This window comes from Cellulophaga lytica DSM 7489 (assembly GCF_000190595.1).
GTDB lineage: Bacteria > Bacteroidota > Bacteroidia > Flavobacteriales > Flavobacteriaceae > Cellulophaga > Cellulophaga lytica.
In genome coordinates this window covers 2,590,671-2,614,932 of the sequence record NC_015167.1, presented here as the reverse complement: position 1 = coordinate 2,614,932, position 24,262 = coordinate 2,590,671, and the positions used below count along the sequence as shown (strand labels likewise).

Sequence of the window (24,262 nt, the reverse complement as noted above, 5' to 3'; positions counted from 1 at the left end):
TCTTAAAATTTTACATTTAGACTAAAACCATAGTTTCTAGTTGATGGTACACCAAAATATTCTAAACCTTGTGAGTTACCTGAGTTGTATGTACTTTCTGGATCTACATTATCTATACTTCTTGAAATGTAGAATAAGTTTCTTGCTATTACTGATACATTTACACTACTTATAAATGTTTTTTCTAGCATTTTTTCTGGTAATGAATACCCTAAACTAAACTCTCTAAACTTTATGTAATCAGAGTCTTCTACAAATTCCTCTGCAATACGACTAATTCTTCCATAGTATGTTTGTAAATCTTCTGGTGCAACAGTAGTTGTAAATTCTTGACCAGTGTCACCGTCTATACCAGTAACTACTAATCCGTTTTCTCTGCCTTTTAAAGTTTCTTTGTGTAAACCTGTACTGTAACCTAAAGCATTAGTACCAGACAATAATTGTCCGCCAAATTTACCGTCAATTAAAAAGCCTAAGCTAAAATCTTTATATCTAAAGGTATTACTCCAACCTAAAGTTAATGGTGGTACACCTTCTCCTAATATTTTACGCTCTCCTTCTTGTGCAATTGGCACACCTTCTGAGTTTATATCATAAATAATGTTACCAGCATCATCTCTATTATAAGATACACCTACTATAGAACCATAAGGCTCACCTACAACGTGTGTAATTCTTGCGTTTTGTGTTCTTGGCTCATCTAAGCTAATTGGTGTACCCTCATCATTAGTAGCAGTAACTTCACTTTTATTATAAGACCCGTTAAAGCTTGTGTTCCAGCTAAAATTATCTGTTTGTATTGGTGTACCAGAAATTAAAAACTCTATACCTTTATTTTCTAACTTACCAATGTTAGCCGTTGCACTTTCATAACCAGAAAATACAGATGTAGATATATTTACAATATCCTTAGAAGTTTCATTTTGGTAATAAGCAATATCAAAAGAAAGTCTGTTTCCAAAAAGTCTAAGATCTAAACCAATTTCTGTTTCGTCTTTTTCCCAAGGAACTAAATTTGGGTTAGGAACAGAGTTTCCGTTAATTCTACCTAAAGTTTGCCCTTGATGACCTTGTCCAAAAATTTGGTATGTTGGTGCTAATTGATAAGCAATGTCTCCACCACCAGCTACACCAGAATAACCTCCTCTAATTTTTAAAAAGTCTATAAAGTTAGGTAGTTCTAATAAATCTGATAAAATAACACTTGTATTTACAGAGAAGTAAAACTCGTCATTAGGTGTAGTTTTGCCTGGGTAAGATAATGTAGAAAACCAATCGTTTCTTCCTGTAAAAGTTAAGTAAGCCCATTTATCATATGAAAATCCTAAAGATCCATAAATACCAGAAATTTTTCTTTCTTGAAATTCTCTACTTCTACTTTGGTCTCTAAGGTTAGATATATCTTCAAAACCAGGAACAACAAAATTGTCTCCTCCTAAAATTAAAGTTTCTGACTTAACGTGGTTTGTATTTGCACCAACCAACCCATCAACAGCAAACTTATCTGTTATACTTTTCTCTATACCTAGCATTACATCAGCATCTATTTGTGTATATCTACCTTCAGTCTCGTTCATACCTCCTAAAAGTTTGTATGCTGTTCCCCAAGGCTCTATAGATGTAGATTTTCTTGTGTAATGATCCACACCAACACGTGTAGATGCATACAACCAATCTAAAATATCATAACGTAAAGATGTAGATGCTATAATTCTGTTTTTTAAATCTTCATTACTAAAATTGTATGCAGAAAAATAAGGGTTTTGCGAGTAAATGTTTGCAGAGTATCCTCTTTCTGACCCATCTGGGTTTGCACCCGGATTCATATCACGTACATCTACGTTTGGAGATAATAATGCAACAGTATAGTTTGCATTTCCAGGAGCATCAGACAATCTTGGTCTGTTGTTCACATTTTCTACAATATATTTTACATTAACCTGACTTGTTAACTTGTCTGCTAATACAGCACTTGTATTTAAAGAAAATGATTTTCTGTTAATACCTGAGTTAGGCACAATATCTTCATTATCTAAGTCAGATACAGAAAGCCTGTAACTCATTTTTTCAGAACCACTTGTAATTGCTATTGTGTTTATAAACGTAGTACCTGTTCTGTAAAAGTGATCTCTGTTATCGCCTACATAAGAATAAGGTCTTTCTTGCCCATCCCATTGTACAACGCTAGAACCATCTAATTTTGGACCCCAAGAAGACAATCCTAAATCAAAAGCTTCAGACTGGTTAGCAGGTACTCTACCCCTTGTACCTTGTCCATATGATGTTTGAAAATCTGTTAAAGAAGTATCTACCTCATCAAAAGTAACAGAGCTACTAATTTCTACACCCAATCCTTTTTTCTGGGTACCTTTTTTTGTTGTAATAATAATTACACCATTACCTGCTCTAGAACCATAAAGAGCTGCAGCTGCACCACCTTTTAGTACACTTACAGATGCTATATCGTCTGGATTTATACTAGAGATACCGTCACCTCCGTCACTACCACCATACAAATCTGCAGATCCACTATTTTCATTACCAATAGGAATACCATCTACAACATACAAAGGTTGGTTGTTACCTGTTAATGTACTGTTACCACGAATAATAACTCTACTAGAACCAGCAGCACCGGTTGAGTTTTGGGTAATATTTACACCTGCAACCTTACCTTGTAATGAGTTAATTGCACTAACTTGTTTTACATTAGATAGCTCGTCTCCTCCAACTTCTGTTAAAGAATACCCTAATGCCTTTGCTTCTTTTTTAATACCTAAAGCTGTTACAACTACTTCGCCTAATTGCTCTGCATCTTCAACTAAAGAAACGTTAAGTGTAGTTTTCCCTGCTACTGCAGCACTTTTTGCAGTATAACCTATAGAAGTAAACTCTAATATTGAAGAGTTACTTGCTACAGTTATTGTGTATTTACCATCAAAATCTGTAGATGTACCATTAGATGTTCCTTTTTCTAAAACATTAACCCCTAGTAAAGGTACTCCTGCTTCATCTGTAACCGTACCAGTCACAGTTTTGTTTTGCGCTACCATACCACTAGTAAGGAGAAATAGCACAAACAACAATAAGTAATGTGTTTGTTTTTGCATACTTAAATGAGTTTTAATTGTTAAGTTAGTTATTAGTTAATTTAACTTTAAATTTTACGTATTAATGTTAAAAGCAGAAATTAATTCGACTAACAACTTTGTGGAAAAGCTAAGCGACAATATAAGGAGGTGTTAAAAATACAGAGGCTTAATTATTAATTCCTCAGTTTTATCTTAAACAAATGCGCATTTAAAAATAACTACAGCAAAAACCTACAAACACTACAGAATAAGACACTTACAAATAAGAAAACTTGTTAAACAATAGCTATTACTCTAGTCTTACTTCTAAAACAGTGCCATTAAGTAAGTTTTTATGAGACACAAAATACCCTTTAAGGTCTTTATTATCTAAACGGATACTGTTAATTTTTCCATTAACATTTCCTGTTCGTTTAATTGTTAACGTTTTGTTTTTGTAGTATGTAGTATTTAAATGAATTGTGACTGATGAAAACCTGGGTGTAGTTATGGTATAAACTGGTGTAGCCGGACTAACAGGATATATACCCATCATTGCATATACCACCCAAGCAGACATTGTACCTGTATCATCATTACCTGGTAAGCCAGATGGTGTATTTGTAAAATATGTATTTATTAATTGCTGCACACGTTTTTGAGTTTTCCATTCATCTCCTTTGCTGTAGTTATATAAAAAAGGATAAGCAATATCTGGCTCATTAGCCATATCAAACTGGTTATTATCAAAAATATAATCTAGGTGAGATACAAATTGTTTTTTACCGCCCATTAGCTTCATTAAGCCTTTAATATCGTGGGGAACCATAAAGGCATATTGCCAAGCATTACCTTCTATATAACCCACATTTTTCTCAAAATTTGCACCTTTATACGGATCAAAAGGTGTGTACCAACTACCATCACTATTTTTAGGTCTTAGTAGTTTTAACTTACTATCAAATAATTTTTTATAGGATAAAGATTGATTATAAAACTTTTTATAGTCTGCCTTTTTACCCAATTCTTTTGCTAGTTGAGAAATGGCAAAATCTGCTATATTATATTCTTCAGTTGTAGAAACAGGACCTTCAGCTCCTCCGTTTACACTTAAATATCCATTTTTCCAATACTCTTTATTACCTGGTCGTAACGGATTATTGTCTAATTCTGTAGCTCCTTTTACCATTGCTGCATAAGCCTCCTCTACATTAAAATCTCTAATACCGCGCAAATATGTATCTGCTATTACAACTGGCGCAGGATCACCTACCATTGTAAAAGTTTCTGTAGAATTTAACTCCCATTTGGGCAACCAACCATTTTCTTTGTACATAGATAACATACTATTTACCATATTAGATTGTTGCTCTGGGTACAATGTACTCATTAAAGGATGGTAATTTCTGTAGGTATCCCAAAGCGAAAAAACGGTGTATCTAGTGCCTTTGGTATTTCCTATTTTACCTGTTGCAATCTCAGGATAATCTCCATTATAATCATTTAAAGTATTTGGATGTATTTGTGTATGGTATAAAGCTGTATAAAATATTGTTTTATCATCTGCAGAACCTCCTTTTACCTCTACAGTAGACAAAGTCTTGTTCCATGCCGCTTTTGTGGTGGCATATACATCATCAAAATTTTTATTAGCTGTTTCTTTTTCTAAATTTTCCCTAGCATTTTCTATACTTACGTAAGACACACCAATTTTTACCTCAACAGTGGTTTTCTTTTTAAAATTGTAACGCATATAAGCACCAATACTATCACCTACAACTTCTCTTGTAAAGCCTTTCATTAGTCTAGTTTTACCATTGTACCCCATCCATTGTGCTTCTACTCCATTATATTTGTATGGTTTTTTCCAAGCTCCAAACTCATCTGCTGGACTAGAAAATTTAGCAACAAAATATACTGGGTAAGCCTGTTCTGGACTATTGTAACAGAAAGAGCCAACTGTGCGCATTCCTTCAATTTCTGTATTAGATACCACTTTTACCGTTGCGCCTTGCTCATTAGTTAAGCCAAGTCCTAAATTTAAAAGTATGTTAGATTCTCCTGCTGGAAATGTATACCTAGACACTCCTACTCTTGTTGTTGCAGTTAGTTCTGTTTTTATATTGTATTTAGATAAGTTAACTGAGTAATAGCCTGCTTTAGAAACCTCATCTGTGTAAGTGGTTCCGTATTGCATATGGTTTGTTTTTAAATCTCCTGTAGTTGGCATAGTTAAAATAACTCCCAAATCTGGACAACCAACTCCACTTAAGTTTACGTGCGTAAATCCTGTTAAAAAATTGTATTGTTTAACATAAGGGTTAGACAGCCAACCAGCATCTTTTTGTACTGCTACATTAAAAGGAGATACACTTGCCATACCTCTTGGCGCAATTGCTCCAGGATTTGTTGCTCCAAAATTAGAGGTTCCTATAAATGGATTTACGTAGTCTACAGGTTGTTGACCAAAGGCAAAACTTACTACAACTAAAACAATACTTAAAATTTTAAATTTTATACTCATAATTCTATTCTACAATAATTTCATCTACAAACAACCAAGCACCACCGCCATTAGGCGGACTTTTTAAATTAGTTACCACCACCTTTATGTACCTAGCTTTAGTTGGTTTAAAATTGATTTTAAAATCTTTTAATTCTGATGCATTGCTTACTTTAAATGGTCTAGTAACCTCTGCAACTTTGGTAAACTTTTTTCTATGTTCTGATGTAAAGACTTCTATTTTTAAAGGAAAATAAATTCCTGAACTTTGATTTTCTAGTGTACCAACTGTTACTGCAGAAAACGCTGTTTCTACATCAAAATCTATTACCACATCCATATTATTACCCAACCAACCTTGCCACTGTCCGTCGTGAAAATTTTTAGATCCTCTTAATACATTTACCAAACCAAGCTGTTGCTCTCCTTGGTAATTTTTATGATACTTAGTGTTATAAACCACATATTTACCAACCGCATTATGGTAATTAAACTCTTTAGTTAAGGTTGGCCCTACTTGTTTATTATTTTTAAACATTGCAGCCTTTAACGTAGCTGTTTTATTTAGTTGAATTGTATTTTGATATTGTGAAGATGACTGTGAAAGCAAAGAACCATCTACGGAGTATCTAATATCTGAATCTGGAAATTCATTTTTTAATAAGATTGATAATTCACCTTTTTCTATATCAACTTTAGTATCTGTAGTTACCTGATAAGCACTTTTAGCATAGTTAACACCCATAACATCATAACGCTTAAACAGCTCTTTTACTCTACCTGAAAAATTAGCCCAGTTTTTATGTGTCGTTGGTGTCCACAGAGCCTCAGACATAGCAGCCAGTCTAGGAAATATCATATACTCGGACTGTTGTTCTGTTGGTATATACTCTGCCCACAAATTTGCTTGTCCGCCTAACACGTGTTTTTCCTGCTCTGGAGTCATTTTATCTACCACTGGGTTAAACTCATATACTTTGCTAAGCGGAGTATAACCACCAAATGCTAAAGGTTCTTGATCTTGATTTCCTTGGTAATGATCAAAATAACAATGCGTACCAGGTGTCATTACAACATTATGCCCCTCTGCAGATGCCTCTAGACCGCCCTTTACACCACGCCAACTCATAACGGTTGCTCCTGGAGCCAAACCGCCCTCTAAAATTTCATCCCAACCAATTAAAACCCTATTTTTAGAACTTATAAAACGTTCTATTCTTTTAATAAAATAGCTCTGCAATTCATCTACATTTGCTAAGTCTTCTGTTTGTAATCTAGAGGTACAATGTGTACAAGTTTTCCAATTGGTTTTTGTAGCTTCATCTCCGCCAATGTGTATATATTTAGACGGAAACAACTCCATAACCTCTGTTAATACATCTTCTAAAAAAGTAAATGTTTCTTCCTTACCAGCACAGTAAATATCTGTAATTGGCCAAACACCACCAGACGGAACCATAATTTGCTCTCCTAAACAAGAAAACTCTGGGTATGCAGCTATTGCACTACTAACGTGTGCTGGCATTTCTATTTCTGGCACTACAGTTATACCTCTTTCTTTTGCATAGGCTACTACTTCTTTTATTTGCTCTTGCGTATAAAAACCTCCGTAAGTAGCTTTTGTTCCTAAAGGTGCATTTGGTCTAGCGTTCCATCCTTTATCCTCTTGGTTTACCCTATAACCACCAACAGACGTTAGTTTTGGATATTTTTTAATTTCTATTCTCCATCCTTGATCATCTACCAAATGCCAATGAAATGTATTCATTTTTAGCATTGCCATACGGTCTAACGTTTTTTTAATATAATCTACCTCAAAAAAATGTCTAGACACATCTAACATTAGTCCGCGCCATTTAAAACGAGGATTATCTTTAATTTCTATTGCTGGAACTACCCACTCTTTTTGCACAAAGTTTGCACTCTCTATACTAGCAGGAAGTAACTGTTTTATAGTTTCTAATCCATATACAAAACCAGAATACGTTTTTGCAGATACGGTTATATGATTAGAATTAATTACTAAATTATAGCCTTCATAAGGTAATGAATCTACAATTTTAAACTGTAAAAAATTAGAAGAAGGAGCACTAGCTACCACAGCTAATTTTACACCTGAGACTTGTTTAAACTTTTGAGAAAAAGACGCTAATAATTTTTGTTCATTTTTTGTGCTTGCAACCAATTTTGTATTTCCATTAAAACTAAAACTACCTTTATGTAACTCTGTAAATACAGGCTTAGGAATAATATTAATTTCTTCTTCTGTAAATTTTTTTTCTTTTTTAGTTGTACAACCAAACATTAATAACAGTAGAAAAATGGTTATGTGGTAGTTAAGTTTTTTCAAAATGAAATACGTTTAATTAAATTTCTTACTTAGTTTTTTTATTACCGCATATTGCTCATCTGTAAGTGCATTACCATCAAAGATAGAGACTCCTTTTGCTCCATTATCTTTTGCTAATAGAATTGCTTTTTCTAAATCTGAAACAGACATATTTGGCACATAAATACCAGTATGCAGCTCTGTATTAGAATTTTTAAGGTCTTTTACACCTTGTCCTGTTGCATAACCAATCCAATCTATTTCTTCATTGTAAAAGTTATGATAAATCATTGGTAGTACTTTATCTACATTCCATTTATCCCAACGTTGGCGAACCATATGGTCTGCCATTTCTGGGTAAGGAAATACTGCTGCGGTTAATATTTTATTGTTATTATGCGCTATGGTATAAGCTTCATCTACAATAGCTTTTACTTTATTTAACCTAAATTGTTTCCACTCCATATCTATAGCTGGATTTTTAGACTCCTTAGGGTTTTTATGGTGCTCCTTTTCAAACTCTGCTACGCATACGTCACAGTAACAAAAATCAAACTCAGGTAACTCTACTTCTTGTTCTAAATTGTATTTTGGTAGTAACCCAATTGGTAAAAAAATATCTGAATAACGAATATAATCTAAATGTACACTTGCTACATCTTCAACCTTTGCCAAACCTTCTACCAAACTTAATATATGTGCTTTAGACTCTTTTCTTGTTGGGCACAACCATTTGTAATACCCTACATATGGTGGCTCATCAAAACAAGACTTACCATTTCTACTAACCGCGTACCACTCTGGGTGTTGTTCTGCAGTAGCATCTCCTGGCCTGTTTACAGTAAACATCCAAGCGTGTACATTTAACCCTTCTTTTTTTGCAAAAGGAACTATTCTTTTTAACAACTCTGGATCTGTACCTGTATTAATTAGCACATCTGTAATTCCGTTTGCGCTATATTTAGCAAATTCCTCTTGGTAAGCAGTATCTTCTTTTTCATTACTGGCCGAAATCCAAGTCCAAAATGTAAAACTATCTGTTACAGCATCTTGCATTTCTACTACATTCTTATCTTGTTTTTTCTCTTCACAAGAAAAAAATAAAGAGCAAAGTAAAAGAACACTTATTACCCTTAAAAATACCTTATTCTGCTTCATTACTACTAAATTTACCATCTTCTTTAATTACTAATATTTTGTTTGTAAAAGGACTTTTTACCCAGATGTTAAATCCGGTTTTATGCTTCTCTAATTTTGGACTCACTAAAGCTCCTAATATAGATTTGTCTTGTATCTCTTTTTCATTATTATTTTCTACATAATTTAAAAACACTTTATACAAATACCATTTTATATGCTCATCCTTTGGAATGCTCCAATTTATATTTTCCTTAGTTTTATCAGAGAAATAAACATATCCCCATGTGTTAGGTTTATGCATATTAATTACGCCTTGTGGAGACCAAACCCAATTATACTCTGGTAAAGCTTTGCCATTAGCATCTTTCTTTTTAACATACTTACCATCTATTAAACTATGTTGCCATTGTACTCTAGAAAAATTTATACGCCAAAAATTATTCACTGGTATTTCTGCTATTTTAGAGGGTTCAAAAAGTGATTTCCAAGGAATAGCAATTTCTGTAGACCAGCTTTTATCTGTATCATTAGCGTTGTTTAAAGTTCCGTTAATATGCACGGCAGTTTTTAATCCGTTTATATCCCAATTATTAATGGCAGCACCACCTTGACTATATGTTTTTGTTAACAACAAATCCCATACTGTATTTAGTGCGTTTATCTCTAACTCCATATAATTATGGGTGGTACCAGGCGGATCTATAAAAATTTCAAAGTCATTATTATGAAAAATAACTGCATCCCTTTTTGTAATATCGCCCCATATATGAAGCTCATCTAACAAAGCAAAGAAATACAAATAAGTATCATCCCAAAGCATTTTTACTCTAGTTTTATACGTTGCTTTTTTATCACCTTCAATATCTATAAATTCGGTTGTCCATTTAGCATTTTCCCAAGACTCCTCATTAGCTAAACCATCTATTTCTAAACTATTTAATGCCTTGTGTGCTATATATTTTTTAGGTGTATTTTGCGCTAATAAAGACGCGCAGCATAAATACGTTAGGAAAAGAAAAATAGCTATAATTCTCTTAATTTTTATAGAAGGTTCTATATTCATATTCTTTATTATTAGTAACTTTTTTTTAACGTTAATATAATTTAGTTGCTAATTAAATTATTTTTTATAATTTTCAGACGTTCTATTTTGCGTGTTTGGTAAAATGCTATATCTAGTTTTTAAACTGCATAGCAACACTTTATAAATATTCCTTTTTTTATTTGTAATAGAAATAATTTTAGACCAATAACGATAGCTAAATGCTAAACGCTTTAATAGTACCGACAAAAAAACAGCCAAACTTAACCAATGAGTATAAACACAGATGTAGATTCTTTTTTAAACAAGAATTCTTCTAAAAGCTTTGAAATAAACTACAAACACCATATAATTTTTTGGGTTATATACTTTATTTTTAACAGCTTAAGGTATAGTAACATTCACCAAGATTTTATGCTCTCATTGCGTATGAATCTTATAGGTTTTCCTATACATATGGCTATTGCCTATTTTAATGTGTATTACTTAATGCCCAAATTTGTTTTTAAGAAAAAATACATTAGTTACACGTTTTTAGTTATTGCAACACTATTTTTAATGTTATTGGTTAAATACTCTTTAACCTATTATTTTATAGGTCCAAATGTATGGCCAGAAGGACCAGAGGAACTAAAAGGCCTAACACTTAATTACGCCACTACAATGATGGTTGGTGAGCTATATGTTTCCTCTTTTGTAGCAGCCATAAAACTTACTATAGATTGGCTTAAAGAACACAGCAAACTACACGAATTAGAAAAAAGACAACTTAGTACAGAATTGCGTTTTTTACGTTCACAGGTTTCTCCGCATTTCTTTTTTAATACACTAAACAATATATATTCATTAACTTTAGAAAAGTCTGATAAAGCTCCTGAGGTTATATTAAAACTATCTGAACTAATGCGCTACTTGTTGTACGCTACCAAAAAAAACAAACAAGACCTAAAAAGTGAGCTAGACTGTATACAAAACTATTTAGACCTAGAACGTTTACGTTTTGATGAGTCTTTAAATATAAACATTAGTATTTCTGGTGATTTAGAAGGCAAACGTATTTCTCCTATGTTATTAATTCCTGTAATAGAAAATTGTTTTAAGCACGGAGCCAGTAAAAACATAGGAGATATGGTAATAGATATAGATGTAAAGGTTAGTGAAGATTTACTTCATTTTAAGGTATCTAATACCATACCCGAACAAAGTGCAGACAGTTTAATACCTATTAGAAGTGGTGGTATTGGACTAAGCAATTTAAAAAAACGCTTAGAGCTAGGGTATAAAAAAGAAGATTACCACCTCTCTATTTATGAAAAAGATAATATGTTTAATGTAATTCTAAAACTTAAAGTATGATTAAATTAAGAACCATAATTGTTGATGATGAACCGTTGGCTATAAATGTTTTAAAAAATTATGTTTCACAAATACAAGAATTAGAGTTAGTAGAAACATTCTCTAATGCGGTTGCTGCAACTACTTTTGTTCAAAATAACGAAATTGATATTATTTTTTTAGATATTAATATGCCCATATTAGATGGGTTAGATTTTCTAAAAAGTTTGCAATCTATGCCAATGGTAGTAATGACAACCGCACATGAAGAGTATGCACTTACTAGTTATGAACTACAAGCTATAGATTATTTGGTTAAACCTATACCGTTTCCTAGGTTTTTACAAGCAGTACAGCGTATTATAAAATTAAAACAAGGTAACACTACAAAAACCACAACTACCAATACAGTTGCAGAAAACCCTAGTATTTTTATTAAGGTAGATAAAAAGAAGTTGCAAAAAATAGTGTTAGATGACATTATGGTAATTGAAAGTTTAAAGGATTACATACGCATAAAAACAAAATCAGATAAATACATTATACACAGAACTTTAAGCAGTTTTACAGACGAATTACCTAGTGATAAATTTATAAGAATACATAGGTCTTATACCATATCTATCTCTAAAGTAGACACTATAGAAGGTAATAGTTTAGAAATTGGCGGCATACGCTACACAATTGGACGTAGTTACATTAATGATGTAAAAGAAACACTTTTAGGACGCGCATAAATTTCAATTTTTAAGAAAAAGCTGTTAGGTTTTCATTTTGTATTTATTAAGCTATTGTTACAAGTTACTGGTCGATTTTTATTGCTAATAATTTAAAGAATAACAATATTTAAGAACAATAAACTAGCTGATTCTTAAAAATTATGATATTATCTAATTGGTTTTTATATCAAAAAAATAATGTAGCAAAAATAGCTCTTGCCGCATTTATTACTATTGGTGCCACTAGTTGCAAAACAGAAAACAAATATTCTGAGGTTGCTATAGCAGAAAATGGCACTGCAGCAATACCTGATGTAATAGACTTTACATTTCACGTAAAACCTATTATATCTGATAGATGTTTTATTTGCCACGGGCCAGATAAAAATGCTGTAGAAGGTAATTTTTCTATGGTTTCACCAGAGGAGGCTTATAAAGCTTTGGGAGAAAACTTAGACCATTATGCTATTGTGCCAGGAGACACAGAAAAAAGTGGAATGCTAGACCGTATTTACTCTAAAGACCCAGGGAGTATAATGCCACCTCCAGAATCTAATTTGATACTTACCGAGTATGAAAAAACTATTTTAAAAAAATGGGTAGAACAAGGTGCAGAATATAAAGATCATTGGGCTTTTACACCTCCTAAAAATAAAAATGTACCTAAAACTAAAGATACTTGGGGAAATAATGAAATAGATAACTTTATTTACCAAAAATTAGAAGAAAACAACTTACAACCTTCTGAGCAAGCCCCAAAAGAAAAATTATTACGTAGGGTTTATTTTGACTTAACTGGCTTGCCACCATCTACAAAAGACATTAATAATTTTTTACAAGATACTTCTGCAAATGCGTATGAAAAAGTGGTAGATAAGCTGCTAGCATCACAAGATTATGCAGAAAATATGGCAGCAGAATGGATGGATATTGCCCGTTATGCAGATACACATGGCTACCAAGATGATTTTGAGCGTATTATGTGGCCTTGGAGAGATTGGGTTATTAATGCTTTTAACAAAAATATGCCATACAATAAATTTGTTACAGACCAACTAGCAGGAGATTTAATTCCGGATGCATCTCTAGAGCAAGTTTTAGCAACAGGTTTTAATCGTAACCATAAAATTACTTATGAGGGCGGAGTAATCCCAGAAGAATACAGAGTAGAATATGTAGAAGACCGTATTACAACTTTTGGTACTGCTTTTTTAGGGTTAACATTAGAGTGTGCCCGTTGTCATGACCATAAATATGATCCTATTAGTCAAAAAGCACATTTCTCATTCTTTAGCTTTTTTAATAATATAGATGAAGACGGATTGGTAAACGGTGGTTCTGGAGTAATTCCTAAACCATACATTACAATTACAGAGAAAGAAAAAAATGAAGTTTTAGATTTTGTACAATTACAAAAATCAGACATAAAAGAAGTTCCTGTAATGGTTATGCAAGAGATGAAAACTCCTAGACAGGCATATATTCTTAACAGAGGCTTGTATGATCAGCACGGAGAAAAAGTATATCCAGATACTCCAGAGACTATTTTAGCTTACCCAGAAGGGTTTGAAAGAAATAGACTTGGATTAGCAAAATGGCTATTTCATAAAGATAATCCTTTAACTGCCAGAGTTGCTGTTAACCGTTTTTGGCAACGTATGTTTGGCACTGGCATTGTGGCTAGTTCTTATGATTTTGGTAACCAAGGAGCATTACCCACACACCCAGAATTGTTAGATTATTTGGCCTTACAATTTAGAGATAGCGGTTGGGACACTAAAAAAATGCTAAAACTTATGGCGCTTTCTAAAACCTACCAGCAAAGTACTGTAATTAGTAAAGAAGCTTTAGAGAAAGATCCAGAAAACAAATGGTTAGCACGTGGACCAAGAATACGTTTGTCAGCAGAAATGATAAGAGACCAAGCCCTTTTTGTAAGCGGACTACTAAATAAAGAAATTGGTGGCCCAAGCGTTAAACCATACCAGCCAGAAGGTATTTGGGAAGAAACCACAGGTGGCGGCGGCGGTAGTACATCTTCTTACGTTTTAAGCGAAGGAAAAGATTTGTACCGTAAAAGTTTGTATACATTTTGGAAACGTACAGTACCTCCACCAAGTATGATAACTTTTGATGCTGCCTCTAGAGATTTATGTTCCGTAAAAAGGCAAGAAACCAACACTCCGTTGCAAGCATTGGTGTTATTAAATGACCCACAACTTATTGAGGCTGCACGTGTGTTAGCTGCTAATGCAATTAAAAAAGAGACAAGTATCGAAAAACAAATTTCATACATTTTTCAATCTTCTACATCTAGACTACCAGATGAAACAGAGGTTACAGAACTTACCAACCATTATAATGATATGTTAAACAGAGTAAAAAGTAACGAAATTAATACAGATGAGTATTTAGCTATTGGCTCTTATAAAGTTGATGCTTCTATTACTGCAGATAATTTAGCTGCTTTGTCTTTAACAGCGCATACCATTTTAAATTTAGATGAAACTATAACCAAAGGATAGTTATGAGCGAGAAAAAAATACTAGAAGAAAGATCGTTAATCCTAAACCGTAGAAACTTTTTAGGCAAAGCAGCTTTAGGAGTCGGTGGCACCGCTTTAGCATCATTAATGGGTTGTAGCTTTTTTAATAAAAGTGAAGCTGGAATATTAACACCAGCAAATTCAATAAGCGGTTCTAAAGGCGCTTTAAGTAGTTTGCATCATCCTGCAAAAATAAAAAGAGTCATTTATTTGTTTCAAAGTGGTGGTCCGTCTCAATTAGAGTTGTTTGATTATAAACCACTTTTAAATGTACGCCGAGGTGAAGATTTACCAGAATCTATTAGAAACGGGCAACGTTTAACTGGTATGACATCTGGGCAAGATAAGTTTCCGTTGGTTGGCTCCCAATTTGATTTTAAACAGTACGGTAAAAATGGAACTTGGATTAGTGATTTACTGCCTTACACCGCTAAAATGGTAGATGATTTGTGTTTTATAAAATCTATGCATACTGAAGCAATTAATCATGACCCAGCAGTAACGTTTTTTCAAACAGGATCACAACAACCCGGTAGACCTAGTATTGGCTCTTGGTTAAGTTATGGTATTGGTAGTGAAAATGATAACCTACCTGCTTTTACAGTATTATTATCTAGAGGTAGCGGAAGACCTCAAGGTCAGCCTTTATATACCAGACTGTGGGGCAACGGGTTTTTACACTCGTTACACCAAGGTGTTCAATTTAGGGCAGCCAAAGATCCTGTATTATATTTAAATGACCCTAAAGGAACTACTAAAGACACCAAACGTGCTATTTTAGATAAATTAGCAGCCTTAAATGAAAAGCAATATGAGGAGTTTGGAGATCCTGAAATACAAAGTAGAATTTCTCAATATGAAATGGCATACAGAATGCAAACCTCTGTACCTGATGTTATGAATATTGATGATGAGCCAGATTATATTTATAAAATGTATGGCTCAGATGCAAAAATACCTGGCACTTATGCTGCAAACTGTTTGCTAGCAAGAAAACTAGCCGAAAAAGATGTACGTTTTATACAGTTGTACCATATGGGTTGGGACCAACATGATAATTTACCAGGCGCTATAGAAAAGCAAGCTAAAGATGTAGACCAAGCCTCTGCTGCGCTTGTAGCAGATTTAAAACAACGTGGTTTATTAGAAGATACGCTTATTGTTTGGGGAGGCGAGTTTGGAAGAACCAACTACTCACAAGGAATATTAACAGCAGATAATTACGGAAGAGATCACCACCCAAGAAGTTTTACAATGTGGATGGCCGGTGGCGGTATTAAACCAGGCATTAGTTATGGTGAAACAGATGATTTTGGATATAACATTGTTAAAAACCCGGTTCATGTACACGATTTTCAGGCCACAATGATGCATTTATTAGGTATAGATCATAAAAAGTTAACCTATAAATATCAAGGTCGTAGATTTAGATTAACAGATGTAGAAGGCCACGTTATTAAAGATATTTTATCTTAAACCATAGTACCAACCATCTACTTTAACCAACTTATGAACCGACGAACTTTTATACAAAACTCTAGCTTAGCTAGTGCAGGGCTTTTTTTAAGTACACCTGCTTTACAAGCTATGCAGCCCTATAAAGATGCCATAATTGGTCATGGCAATTTTAAATATAAAATAGACTTAAATTGGGGTGCACTAAACTCTAATTACTACCCTGTAGAAAACTGCCATGAAATGGTACAAGATTCTAAAGGAAGAATTATTTTACTTACAGACCACACCAAAAACAATGTAATAGTTTATGATAAATCTGGGAATTTAATTGAAGTTTGGGGCACCGAGTTTCCTGGCGCACACGGACTAACATTAAATATAGAAAACGGAGAAGACTTTTTGTACATAGCAGACAATAACCGCCATGAAGTAATAAAAACAACCATTAAAGGTAAAGTTGTACAAATTTTTAAGTTTCCTAAAGGCTATGGTAGTTATAAAGATATAACAGAGTACATTCCTACAGAAACTGCTATTGCTGCTAATGGCGATGTTTATATTACAGATGGCTACGGAGCACAACATATTTTACATTACAATGAAAAAGGTGAGCTATTAAATATTTTTGGAGGTAAAGGAAAAGAAGATCATTTATTTGGTAATGCACACGGTATTACTATAGATACGCGCAACAATGCAGCACCTACATTACTAATTACTGACCGTATGGAAAATAAGTTTAAACGTTTTAGTATGCAGGGCGATTACATAAATACAATACACCTACCTGGTGCTTTTGTTTGCAGACCTGTAATACATAAAAACAATATTTACACAGCCACTATTTGGTCTGGAGATGGCGCAATGGATACAGGTTTTGTATCTATCTTAAATAGTGAAAACAAATTAGTTTCTGCTCCTGGTGGTACTAAGCCAAAGTATAACAATGATGGTACTTTGCAGCCAATACAACAAGCCATAAAGGTATTTAAAAATCCACATGACGTTTGTATAGATGATGATGAAAACCTTTATGTAGCACAATGGAACTCTGGTAAAACATACCCAATAAAATTAACTAGAGTCTAATTAATTCTATGAAAAAAATAATATACATATTAATTTTTATAGTTGGATTTTCTTGTGCTAAAAACAAGAAACCCAACTATGCACAAACTAAAGAAATACAGCTAGTTTCCCCAAACTTTACCGTAGATTCTATATTTTTTAAAAACAATGCTACTATTCATTTTTCTAGTGTTTTAGCAAACACAACACTAAAATATACAGAAGATAATAGTAGCATTACTCAGCAGTCTAAAACACTGAAATCTCCTTTAAGAATAGAAAAATCATCTACAATAACTGTTAAAGCTTTTCATACAGATTATAAAGAGAGTGAGACTGTTAAGCTACAGGTAAAAAAAATAAAACATAATATCTCAAGTGCAGCAATACGTATTTTTCCTGAGCCTAGTAGTACCTATTCTGCCAATGGTGCTGCTAGTCTTACAGATTTAAAAAGTGGTTACCCTCAATTCAAAAAAAATAATGCTTGGTTAGGTTTTAATGCAAAAGAGATTAGTTTTAATATAATTTTAGACAAACCTTTATTGCTCTCTAAAATAACATTACATACATTAACTGCCCAAGGAGACTGGATTTTTGCTCCAGAACATATTAGTATTAAAAACAACAATACAATTATAGGAGAGCTAGTAAATAAAGAAGCTAGCAAACAAAGTTTTAGTGGCGCAAATGTAAACTTTACAGAAGTACCCATTACTCCTAAAACATACAATGCACTTACCATTGTAGTTAAAAGCTTAAATGGCATACCAAATTGGCATTCTGGTGCCAATAATATCCCTTGGTTTTTTATTGACGAAATTATAGTAGAATAATGCAGCAGATACACACACTATACATCCACATAGGAAATTTACACCCTTTATTTGTACACCTTCCAATAGGCATACTAAGTTTTGCTTTTATATTAGAAATTTATTTAAAAATTAAAAAATCTAAGGAAACAGACATTGCTAAACTGGCATTGGGCTTAGCTGCTATTACTGCTCTATTTTCTTTAGGAACAGGATGGCTTTTAGGTGATAATGGCGGCTATGATGAGCAAGCATTATCTAGACATAAATGGATGGCTGTTGCGCTTACTGTTTGTAGTGTGCTGTTATTTATTTTACGCACTTTACATCAAAAATGGAGCTCAAAAATTTTCTTTCCTATATTTATAATTACACTTGCTTTACTTGGTATTACAGGTCATTTAGGAGGAAATATGACTCACGGAGATGATTTTCTTTTTCAAGATAAATCTAGCAAAGAAGTAGCTATTACAGATATTAATAAAGCTAAGGTATATAAAGATGTTGTACAGCCTATTTTAGATACCAAATGCGTTAGCTGCCACAATGCAAACAAAGCAAAAGGAGAACTTATACTTACCAGTAAAACCTTTATATTGGCTGGAGGTGAAAATGGTAGTGTTTTAGATTCTATAAACGGAGAACAAGCCTCACTATTAGGAAGAATACATATGCCAATAGAAGATAAACTGCATATGCCTCCAAAAGGAAAAGTACAGCTAACAGCAGAAGAAATAAACTTATTAGAATGGTGGATGAAAAACAACAATTGTTTTGATTGTACTGTAAATGAAACTAACACCACTGCACAAACAAAAGCTATTTTAAAAACTTTAGAAAAAGACACTACATCTATTGGTATACTTACTGCAAGTTTAGATCCGGTGCCCTTAGAATGGGTAGCTAAAATGAATGCAAACGGATTTAGCATTCTTCCGCTATCAGAAAAAAGTCCTTTATTAATTGTAACCCTTGCTAACAGAAAAGGAATTACTAGTAAAGATATTAAAAAATTAGAAGATTATGCAGATAATATTGTGGAGCTTAATTTAGGTTTTACAGATTTTAATGATGATATGGCAATGCTACTGCCCAACTTTAAAAATATTGTAAAATTACAGCTACAGAAAACAAAAATAACATCTAAAGCTTTAGAGGAGGTTGAAAAATTAGAGTTTTTAGAGTCCTTAAATTTATATGGCACAGCTGTTACTAGTGATATTTTTAAACATTTAAAAAAATTACAAAAGCTAAAAAAAGTATACTTATACCAAACTGCAATACAAAACAGTGAACTAGCTAATTTGCAAAAAGACAAACCACAGCTTGTTACAAAACATTTATCTGATACTATTTTTAATGACGCAGTACTTAACAATCCGTTTATAGTAAATGCTACAGATTTTTTTAATACTGAAATTGATGTAGAACTTACGCACGTTTTTAAAACTGCAAACATATTTTACACTTTAGACGGTACTGAGCCAGACACTACATCTACTAAGTATACTGCTCCTATTAAACTTACAGACTCCAAAACCATAAAGTTTTATGCCCATAAAAAAGATTGGAAACAAAGTAGCGTTGTAACTGCTAACATAAAAAAAAGTGGCTTAAAATTAGATTCTATTTGGTTAGATAAAAAACCTCATGAAAATTACAAAGGAGATGGGGCAAATTCTTTAAAAGATTTAAAAAGAGGTTCTATAAACTTTCAGGATGGTTTATGGTTAGCATACCAAGGAGAAAACTTAAATGCAACCATTGCTTTTAATGAACCTAAAGAGATAAGTACAGTTTCTGTTGGTTCTTTAACTAAACCTACTAGCTGGATATTTAATCCTATTGGTTACAAAGTATGGACAAGTACTAACAATAAAGATTACACTCTTATAAAAACAGTAAAACTCCCTGTTCCCCAAAAATATGTAGATGATGCCATTTCTTTTTACGATATAACTTTTGATAAAACAGTGGCTAAATATGTAAAAGTTGAAGTAGTCAATATAACAAAAAACCCAGCTTGGCATCCAAATCCTGGAGGCAAAAGCTGGGTTTTTGTTGATGAAATTCTTGTAAACTAAACTATTTCTGCACTTAAACCTGCTTGTAATAGTTTGCTACATCTTGGTTCTAAATCTTTATATGAACCGGTTTTAACGGTACATTTACCTTTGTAATGCACCAAAAAAGCACATTGTTCTGCCTGTATTGGTGTATGGTCGCAAGCATCTACCAGTGTGTCTATCACATGATCAAAAGTATTTACATCATCATTAAACAACACTATTTCATTATTGTTTGCTACCTCTTCTTCAACTAAAAGTTCTTCTAAATATTTTTCCTGATTACTCATAATCTTCTAACATTTATACTAACTAAAATACATATTTTACGGCAACCCAATTATTTTTTTCCAGATTTTTTTCAAACTTTAAACCTACTTCATTACATTTTTCTGTAATTACCGGGATATCTTCTTTATAAAATCCGCTTAAAAATAAAATACCATCTTTAGTTAAACACTTTGCATACGCAGGTATATCTGCTAATAATATATTTCTATTAATATTAGCTATAATAATATTGTACTTCTGGTCTTTAAGCAAGCTAACATCTCCCTCAAAAACATTTATTTGGCTACAATTATTACGCTCTTTATTTTCTAAAGCATTTAAATAACACCAGTTATCTATGTCAATAGCATCTACAGAACCTGCATTTTTCATTGCTGCTAAAATTGCCAAAACACCTGTTCCGCTGCCCATATCTAAAACAGATTTTCCTGTAAAATCATGTTCTAAAATATGTTGCAACATCATATGTGTAGTTTCATGATGTCCCGTACCAAAACTCATTTTTGGTTCTATAACAATATCAAACTTGGTATTTGGTTTTTCATGAAAAGGTGCACGTACAGTACAAACGTCATCTACTACAATTTTTTCAAAGTTTTTTTCCCACTCTGCATTCCAGTTTTGTTGTTCTATTTCTTTAAAGTTAAAGCTAATATCAAAATTTTCATTAGATAATATTTGCACATTTTTCACCTTCTCCTCTGTCCAAAGATCCTTTAAAATATATGCTTGTACTCCTTCTTCATTTTCTACAAAACTATCAAACCCAACTTCGCCCAATTGCGCAATTAATATGTCTGATGCTGGTTGCAATGGTGCAACTGTAAAATTGTATTCTATATAGACTAAATCTGCCATTATGTACGTATTTGTAAACTTTTTTTAGAAGTGCAAAGGTACTTTATATTGCGTCTATAATAGCAATAAAATCGTCTGCTTTTAGTGCTGCTCCACCAATTAAGCCACCATCTACATCTGCTTTAGAAAAAATTTCTCTAGCATTTGCAGGTTTTACACTACCACCGTATAAAATAGATACAGCTTCTGCAATTTCTGTAGTATACTCATCTGCTATTGTTTTTCTAATAAATGCGTGCATTTCTTGTGCTTGTTCTGGAGATGCAGTTTCACCTGTACCAATTGCCCATACAGGCTCATAGGCTAAAACAATGTTAGACCAAGCTTCTGGCTTTAAATTAAAAAGAGCATTTTTTAATTGAGACGCCACAATATTAAAGTGGTTGTCTGACTTACGGTCTTCTAACTCTTCACCAAAACAAAAAACAACGCGTAAATTCTTTTCTAACGCTTTAATTACTTTTTTAGCTAAGATTTCATCAGTTTCGCCAAAATAAGCTCTACGTTCAGAGTGACCAATAATTACAGTGTTTATGCCAATATCTAACAACATATCTGCAGAAATTTCTCCTGTATATGCACCATTATCTGCAAAGTGCATATTTTGTGCAATTACTTGTATTGTTGATGATTTTACGTCTTCTACTGCCGCTGCTAAATTTACATACGTTGGTGCTACCATAACCTCTGCATCTGTGTCTGGTAATTTACCAGATAATTCTGCTAACAATGCATTTGTTTCGGTTAGGGTTTTATTCATTTTCCAGTTACCTGCAACTATTTTTGCTCTCATTTTTTATGTGTTTTATGAGTTTACTATCAATTTTAAGTATCAAATATAGTATATAATATTTGTATCACTTAATGATTTTGCATTAGTAACAAATAACTGCCTAATCCTTAAAAAAAAGGACATAAGCTGATAAAAATTTAATGTTTTTTGTTTTTTATTGGTATCCAAATTTCTTCTACAGAATCTGGGTTTGCTGCGCCCAAATATCTATCATCTAAAAACTCAAAATGTGGTCTTTGGTCTAGCTGGTAACCTGTCTTTGGTAACCACTCTGTAAATATGTACTGAAAAGCTGTAGAAAAATCTTTAGCCATACCTTGGTATAAAAAAACTGCATATAAACCACCTTTAAGCTCTAAAACTTGCATACCATTAGGTACTTGTTCTGCATTAGTAACAGCTATTGCTGCCCACTTATTAAATGTAGCTGCTGGGTTAAAGTTAACAAAAGAGTATTCTTTACCATAATCTTGAACCGAATAATACTCGCCTTTTATTTGGTTTACTATTTCATCTTTTCTAGATACAAAATTTTTCCAGTGTGTAACATTATCCATAGTAAGCACAGAAACCTCTTTTTTTATACCTACTAAAATTTTAGGTTCTAATTCTTTTATCTCTGGTGTAACACTTACTAAGTTTCCCATAGCTATGCTTCAATAATTTTTATAGTACTGTTATGCTTTAATATTTCTGTAATAAAGCTATCGTTTGTCTTTGGGCTTATGTAAACCTCATCAAACTTATTGTATTTTATAATTAGTCCTTTGCTTGCTGTTGCTGGTTTTAAACCAACCCAAAGTGTTTTTCCCTTTACGATTTGGTGTATATCTGTAATAGCAATATCGCCTTTAAATGGTCCACTTTTATAACTTAAAGTAGTAGAAGTAAGCTTGTAACTTGTACCATAAAAAACCCATAACAACAAGCACAGCACCAAAGCGTTAACTACTATACTAACAATATGGTTTATAGTTTTAACTTCATCAAAAATACTAAAGAAAAGAATTAAGCATAATAATAGTATTACAACTATTATCACACCTTTAAACAAGTTATCTTTTCTACTTTTAAAAATCATTTTAAAACTTTAAATCGTCTACATCATTGTAGTGTACTTTTTGTTTGATTGTACCTTTTTCTAAAACCAAAACAGCCGGATTAGAACGAACTACAGTTTTCAACGCAGTCTCATCAGTAAAATAAAAACTAAAATCTAGATTGTATTTTTTTACAATTTGGCTAGTAAAGTCGCCATTAGAAGCTGACATTCCTATAACCTTGTATCCCTTTGCAATTGCTTTGTCTGTAACTGTTTTTATTGCTGTAAAAGCATCATAATTACTTTTAGCCAAATCATATGCAATTACCATTACTAATTTATCTTCTTGTAATAGTGATGATGCAAAATCTTCACCATCTTTTTCAATTGTAAAATCATGTATAGGTGGCTCATACCCTTTTTGTACTTCTGTAGTTTCTACACTTACATACTCGCCATCTACACTTGGGTAATCTCCTTGGGTAACGTATATTTTTTCTTCGCCATTTACATTAAACTTCCACTCATAATCAAAAATTGGCTCTGGCGCACCTTCTGGTACAGACATACCTTCTGTTATATTAGCTCCAATTTTATAAGGTCTAAAATCTTTAACTGGTAAATGGTTTAGCACATAATTTGCAAATAACACACAAGCAAGTAAGCCTAGTAAAACTACACCTCTTGTAACATTAAAATTAAAAAGAGGTTTTATATGCTTAAGCCCAAAAAATAGAAGTAGAATATAAAATAGAAGTATTACATCTTTAATAAAAGACTGAAAGGGAGTTAGTTTTATAGCGTCTCCAAAGCAACCACAATCTGTTACTTTATTAAAATAGAAAGAATAGAACGTTAAAAAGGTAAAAAAGATAATCATTCCTAGTAAGCTGTAAACAGTTAGCTTTGGTCTGTACCCAACTAAGAGCATAATACCAAGTAATATTTCTACAATTACTACTACTATAGAGATTGATAATGCGTGTGGCTCAAAAAAAGGCATATTTAAAACACCTACGCTAAAATATTCTTCTAGTTTAAATGAAAAACCAACCGGATCATTAAGTTTTATTAATCCGCTTATAATAAATAATATACCTACAAAAACCCTACTAACACCTACTAAAAACTTCATACAATAATTAAATTTGAAAAAATACAACTTAAAAGTACGCCAACGCAACTTT

Annotated in this window: 18 protein-coding genes; 7 read left to right on the top strand and 11 right to left on the bottom strand. The window is 32.7% G+C overall.

The annotated features are described in order from the left end of the window. Positions 1-2: 2 nt before the first annotated feature. From CELLY_RS11755 to CELLY_RS11735, 5 genes are all read right to left on the bottom strand, one after another. Positions 3-3,110: a SusC/RagA family TonB-linked outer membrane protein gene (locus CELLY_RS11755; RefSeq protein ID WP_013621901.1), complete on the bottom strand. Its 3,108-nt coding sequence runs from the start codon at positions 3,108-3,110 to the stop codon at positions 3-5. 271 nt (positions 3,111-3,381) lie between these two features. Next, positions 3,382-5,595, bottom strand: a complete 2,214-nt coding sequence (locus CELLY_RS11750) for a GH92 family glycosyl hydrolase (RefSeq protein WP_013621900.1) — start codon at positions 5,593-5,595, stop codon at positions 3,382-3,384. Between the two features lie 4 nt (positions 5,596-5,599). Beyond that, positions 5,600-7,924: a glycoside hydrolase family 20 protein gene (locus CELLY_RS11745; RefSeq protein WP_322500032.1), complete on the bottom strand. Its 2,325-nt coding sequence runs from the start codon at positions 7,922-7,924 to the stop codon at positions 5,600-5,602. Between the two features lie 12 nt (positions 7,925-7,936). Further along, positions 7,937-9,061, bottom strand: a complete 1,125-nt coding sequence (locus CELLY_RS11740) for a family 10 glycosylhydrolase (protein ID WP_042257438.1) — start codon at positions 9,059-9,061, stop codon at positions 7,937-7,939. Beyond that, positions 9,048-10,106 carry a carbohydrate-binding family 9-like protein gene (locus tag CELLY_RS11735; RefSeq protein ID WP_013621897.1) on the bottom strand — a complete coding sequence of 353 codons (1,059 nt, stop codon included), beginning with the start codon at positions 10,104-10,106 and terminating at the stop codon, positions 9,048-9,050. Before CELLY_RS11735 ends, CELLY_RS11740 begins: the two co-directional genes overlap by 14 nt. Positions 10,107-10,355: 249 nt before the next feature. Between CELLY_RS11735 and CELLY_RS11730 the strand changes: the two genes are divergently transcribed. From CELLY_RS11730 to CELLY_RS11700, 7 genes are all read left to right on the top strand, one after another. Beyond that, entirely contained in the window at positions 10,356-11,441 is a 1,086-nt protein-coding gene (locus CELLY_RS11730) for a sensor histidine kinase (RefSeq protein WP_013621896.1), read from the top strand. Beyond that, entirely contained in the window at positions 11,441-12,157 is a 717-nt protein-coding gene (locus CELLY_RS11725; protein WP_034645020.1) for a LytR/AlgR family response regulator transcription factor, read from the top strand. Before CELLY_RS11730 ends, CELLY_RS11725 begins: the two co-directional genes overlap by 1 nt. A 143-nt stretch (positions 12,158-12,300) precedes the next feature. Beyond that, on the top strand, positions 12,301-14,664 hold the full coding sequence (locus tag CELLY_RS11720) for a PSD1 and planctomycete cytochrome C domain-containing protein (protein WP_013621894.1): 2,364 nt from the start codon (positions 12,301-12,303) through the stop codon (positions 14,662-14,664). Between the two features lie 2 nt (positions 14,665-14,666). Then, positions 14,667-16,160: a DUF1501 domain-containing protein gene (locus CELLY_RS11715; protein WP_013621893.1), complete on the top strand. Its 1,494-nt coding sequence runs from the start codon at positions 14,667-14,669 to the stop codon at positions 16,158-16,160. A 33-nt stretch (positions 16,161-16,193) separates the two neighbouring features. After that, entirely contained in the window at positions 16,194-17,231 is a 1,038-nt protein-coding gene (locus tag CELLY_RS11710; RefSeq protein WP_013621892.1) for an NHL repeat-containing protein, read from the top strand. Between the two features lie 8 nt (positions 17,232-17,239). Further along, a complete protein-coding gene (locus tag CELLY_RS11705) occupies positions 17,240-18,046 on the top strand; it encodes a hypothetical protein (protein WP_042256976.1) in 807 nt (268 codons plus the stop codon). After that, a complete protein-coding gene (locus CELLY_RS11700) occupies positions 18,046-20,109 on the top strand; it encodes a chitobiase/beta-hexosaminidase C-terminal domain-containing protein (protein WP_013621891.1) in 2,064 nt (687 codons plus the stop codon). Before CELLY_RS11705 ends, CELLY_RS11700 begins: the two co-directional genes overlap by 1 nt. Here the strand turns inward: CELLY_RS11700 and CELLY_RS11695 are convergent. The 6 genes from CELLY_RS11695 to CELLY_RS11670 form a co-directional block, all read right to left on the bottom strand. After that, complete coding sequence (locus CELLY_RS11695; protein WP_013621890.1) at positions 20,106-20,381, bottom strand: ATP-dependent Clp protease adaptor ClpS; 276 nt, start codon at positions 20,379-20,381, stop codon at positions 20,106-20,108. The two genes, CELLY_RS11700 and CELLY_RS11695, sit on opposite strands and share 4 nt — an antisense overlap. A gap of 22 nt (positions 20,382-20,403) precedes the next feature. After that, on the bottom strand, positions 20,404-21,240 hold the full coding sequence (gene prmA / locus CELLY_RS11690; RefSeq protein WP_013621889.1) for a 50S ribosomal protein L11 methyltransferase: 837 nt from the start codon (positions 21,238-21,240) through the stop codon (positions 20,404-20,406). Between the two features lie 43 nt (positions 21,241-21,283). Continuing rightward, positions 21,284-22,033, bottom strand: a complete 750-nt coding sequence (tpiA, locus tag CELLY_RS11685) for a triose-phosphate isomerase (protein WP_013621888.1) — start codon at positions 22,031-22,033, stop codon at positions 21,284-21,286. 137 nt (positions 22,034-22,170) lie between these two features. Next, complete coding sequence (locus CELLY_RS11680) at positions 22,171-22,680, bottom strand: GyrI-like domain-containing protein (RefSeq protein ID WP_013621887.1); 510 nt, start codon at positions 22,678-22,680, stop codon at positions 22,171-22,173. A gap of 2 nt (positions 22,681-22,682) precedes the next feature. Continuing rightward, on the bottom strand, positions 22,683-23,114 hold the full coding sequence (locus CELLY_RS11675) for a PH domain-containing protein (protein WP_013621886.1): 432 nt from the start codon (positions 23,112-23,114) through the stop codon (positions 22,683-22,685). 1 nt (position 23,115) lies between these two features. After that, positions 23,116-24,210, bottom strand: coding sequence for a BT_3928 family protein (locus CELLY_RS11670; protein WP_013621885.1), 1,095 nt, complete (start codon positions 24,208-24,210; stop codon positions 23,116-23,118). Between the last annotated feature and the right edge of the window lie 52 nt (positions 24,211-24,262).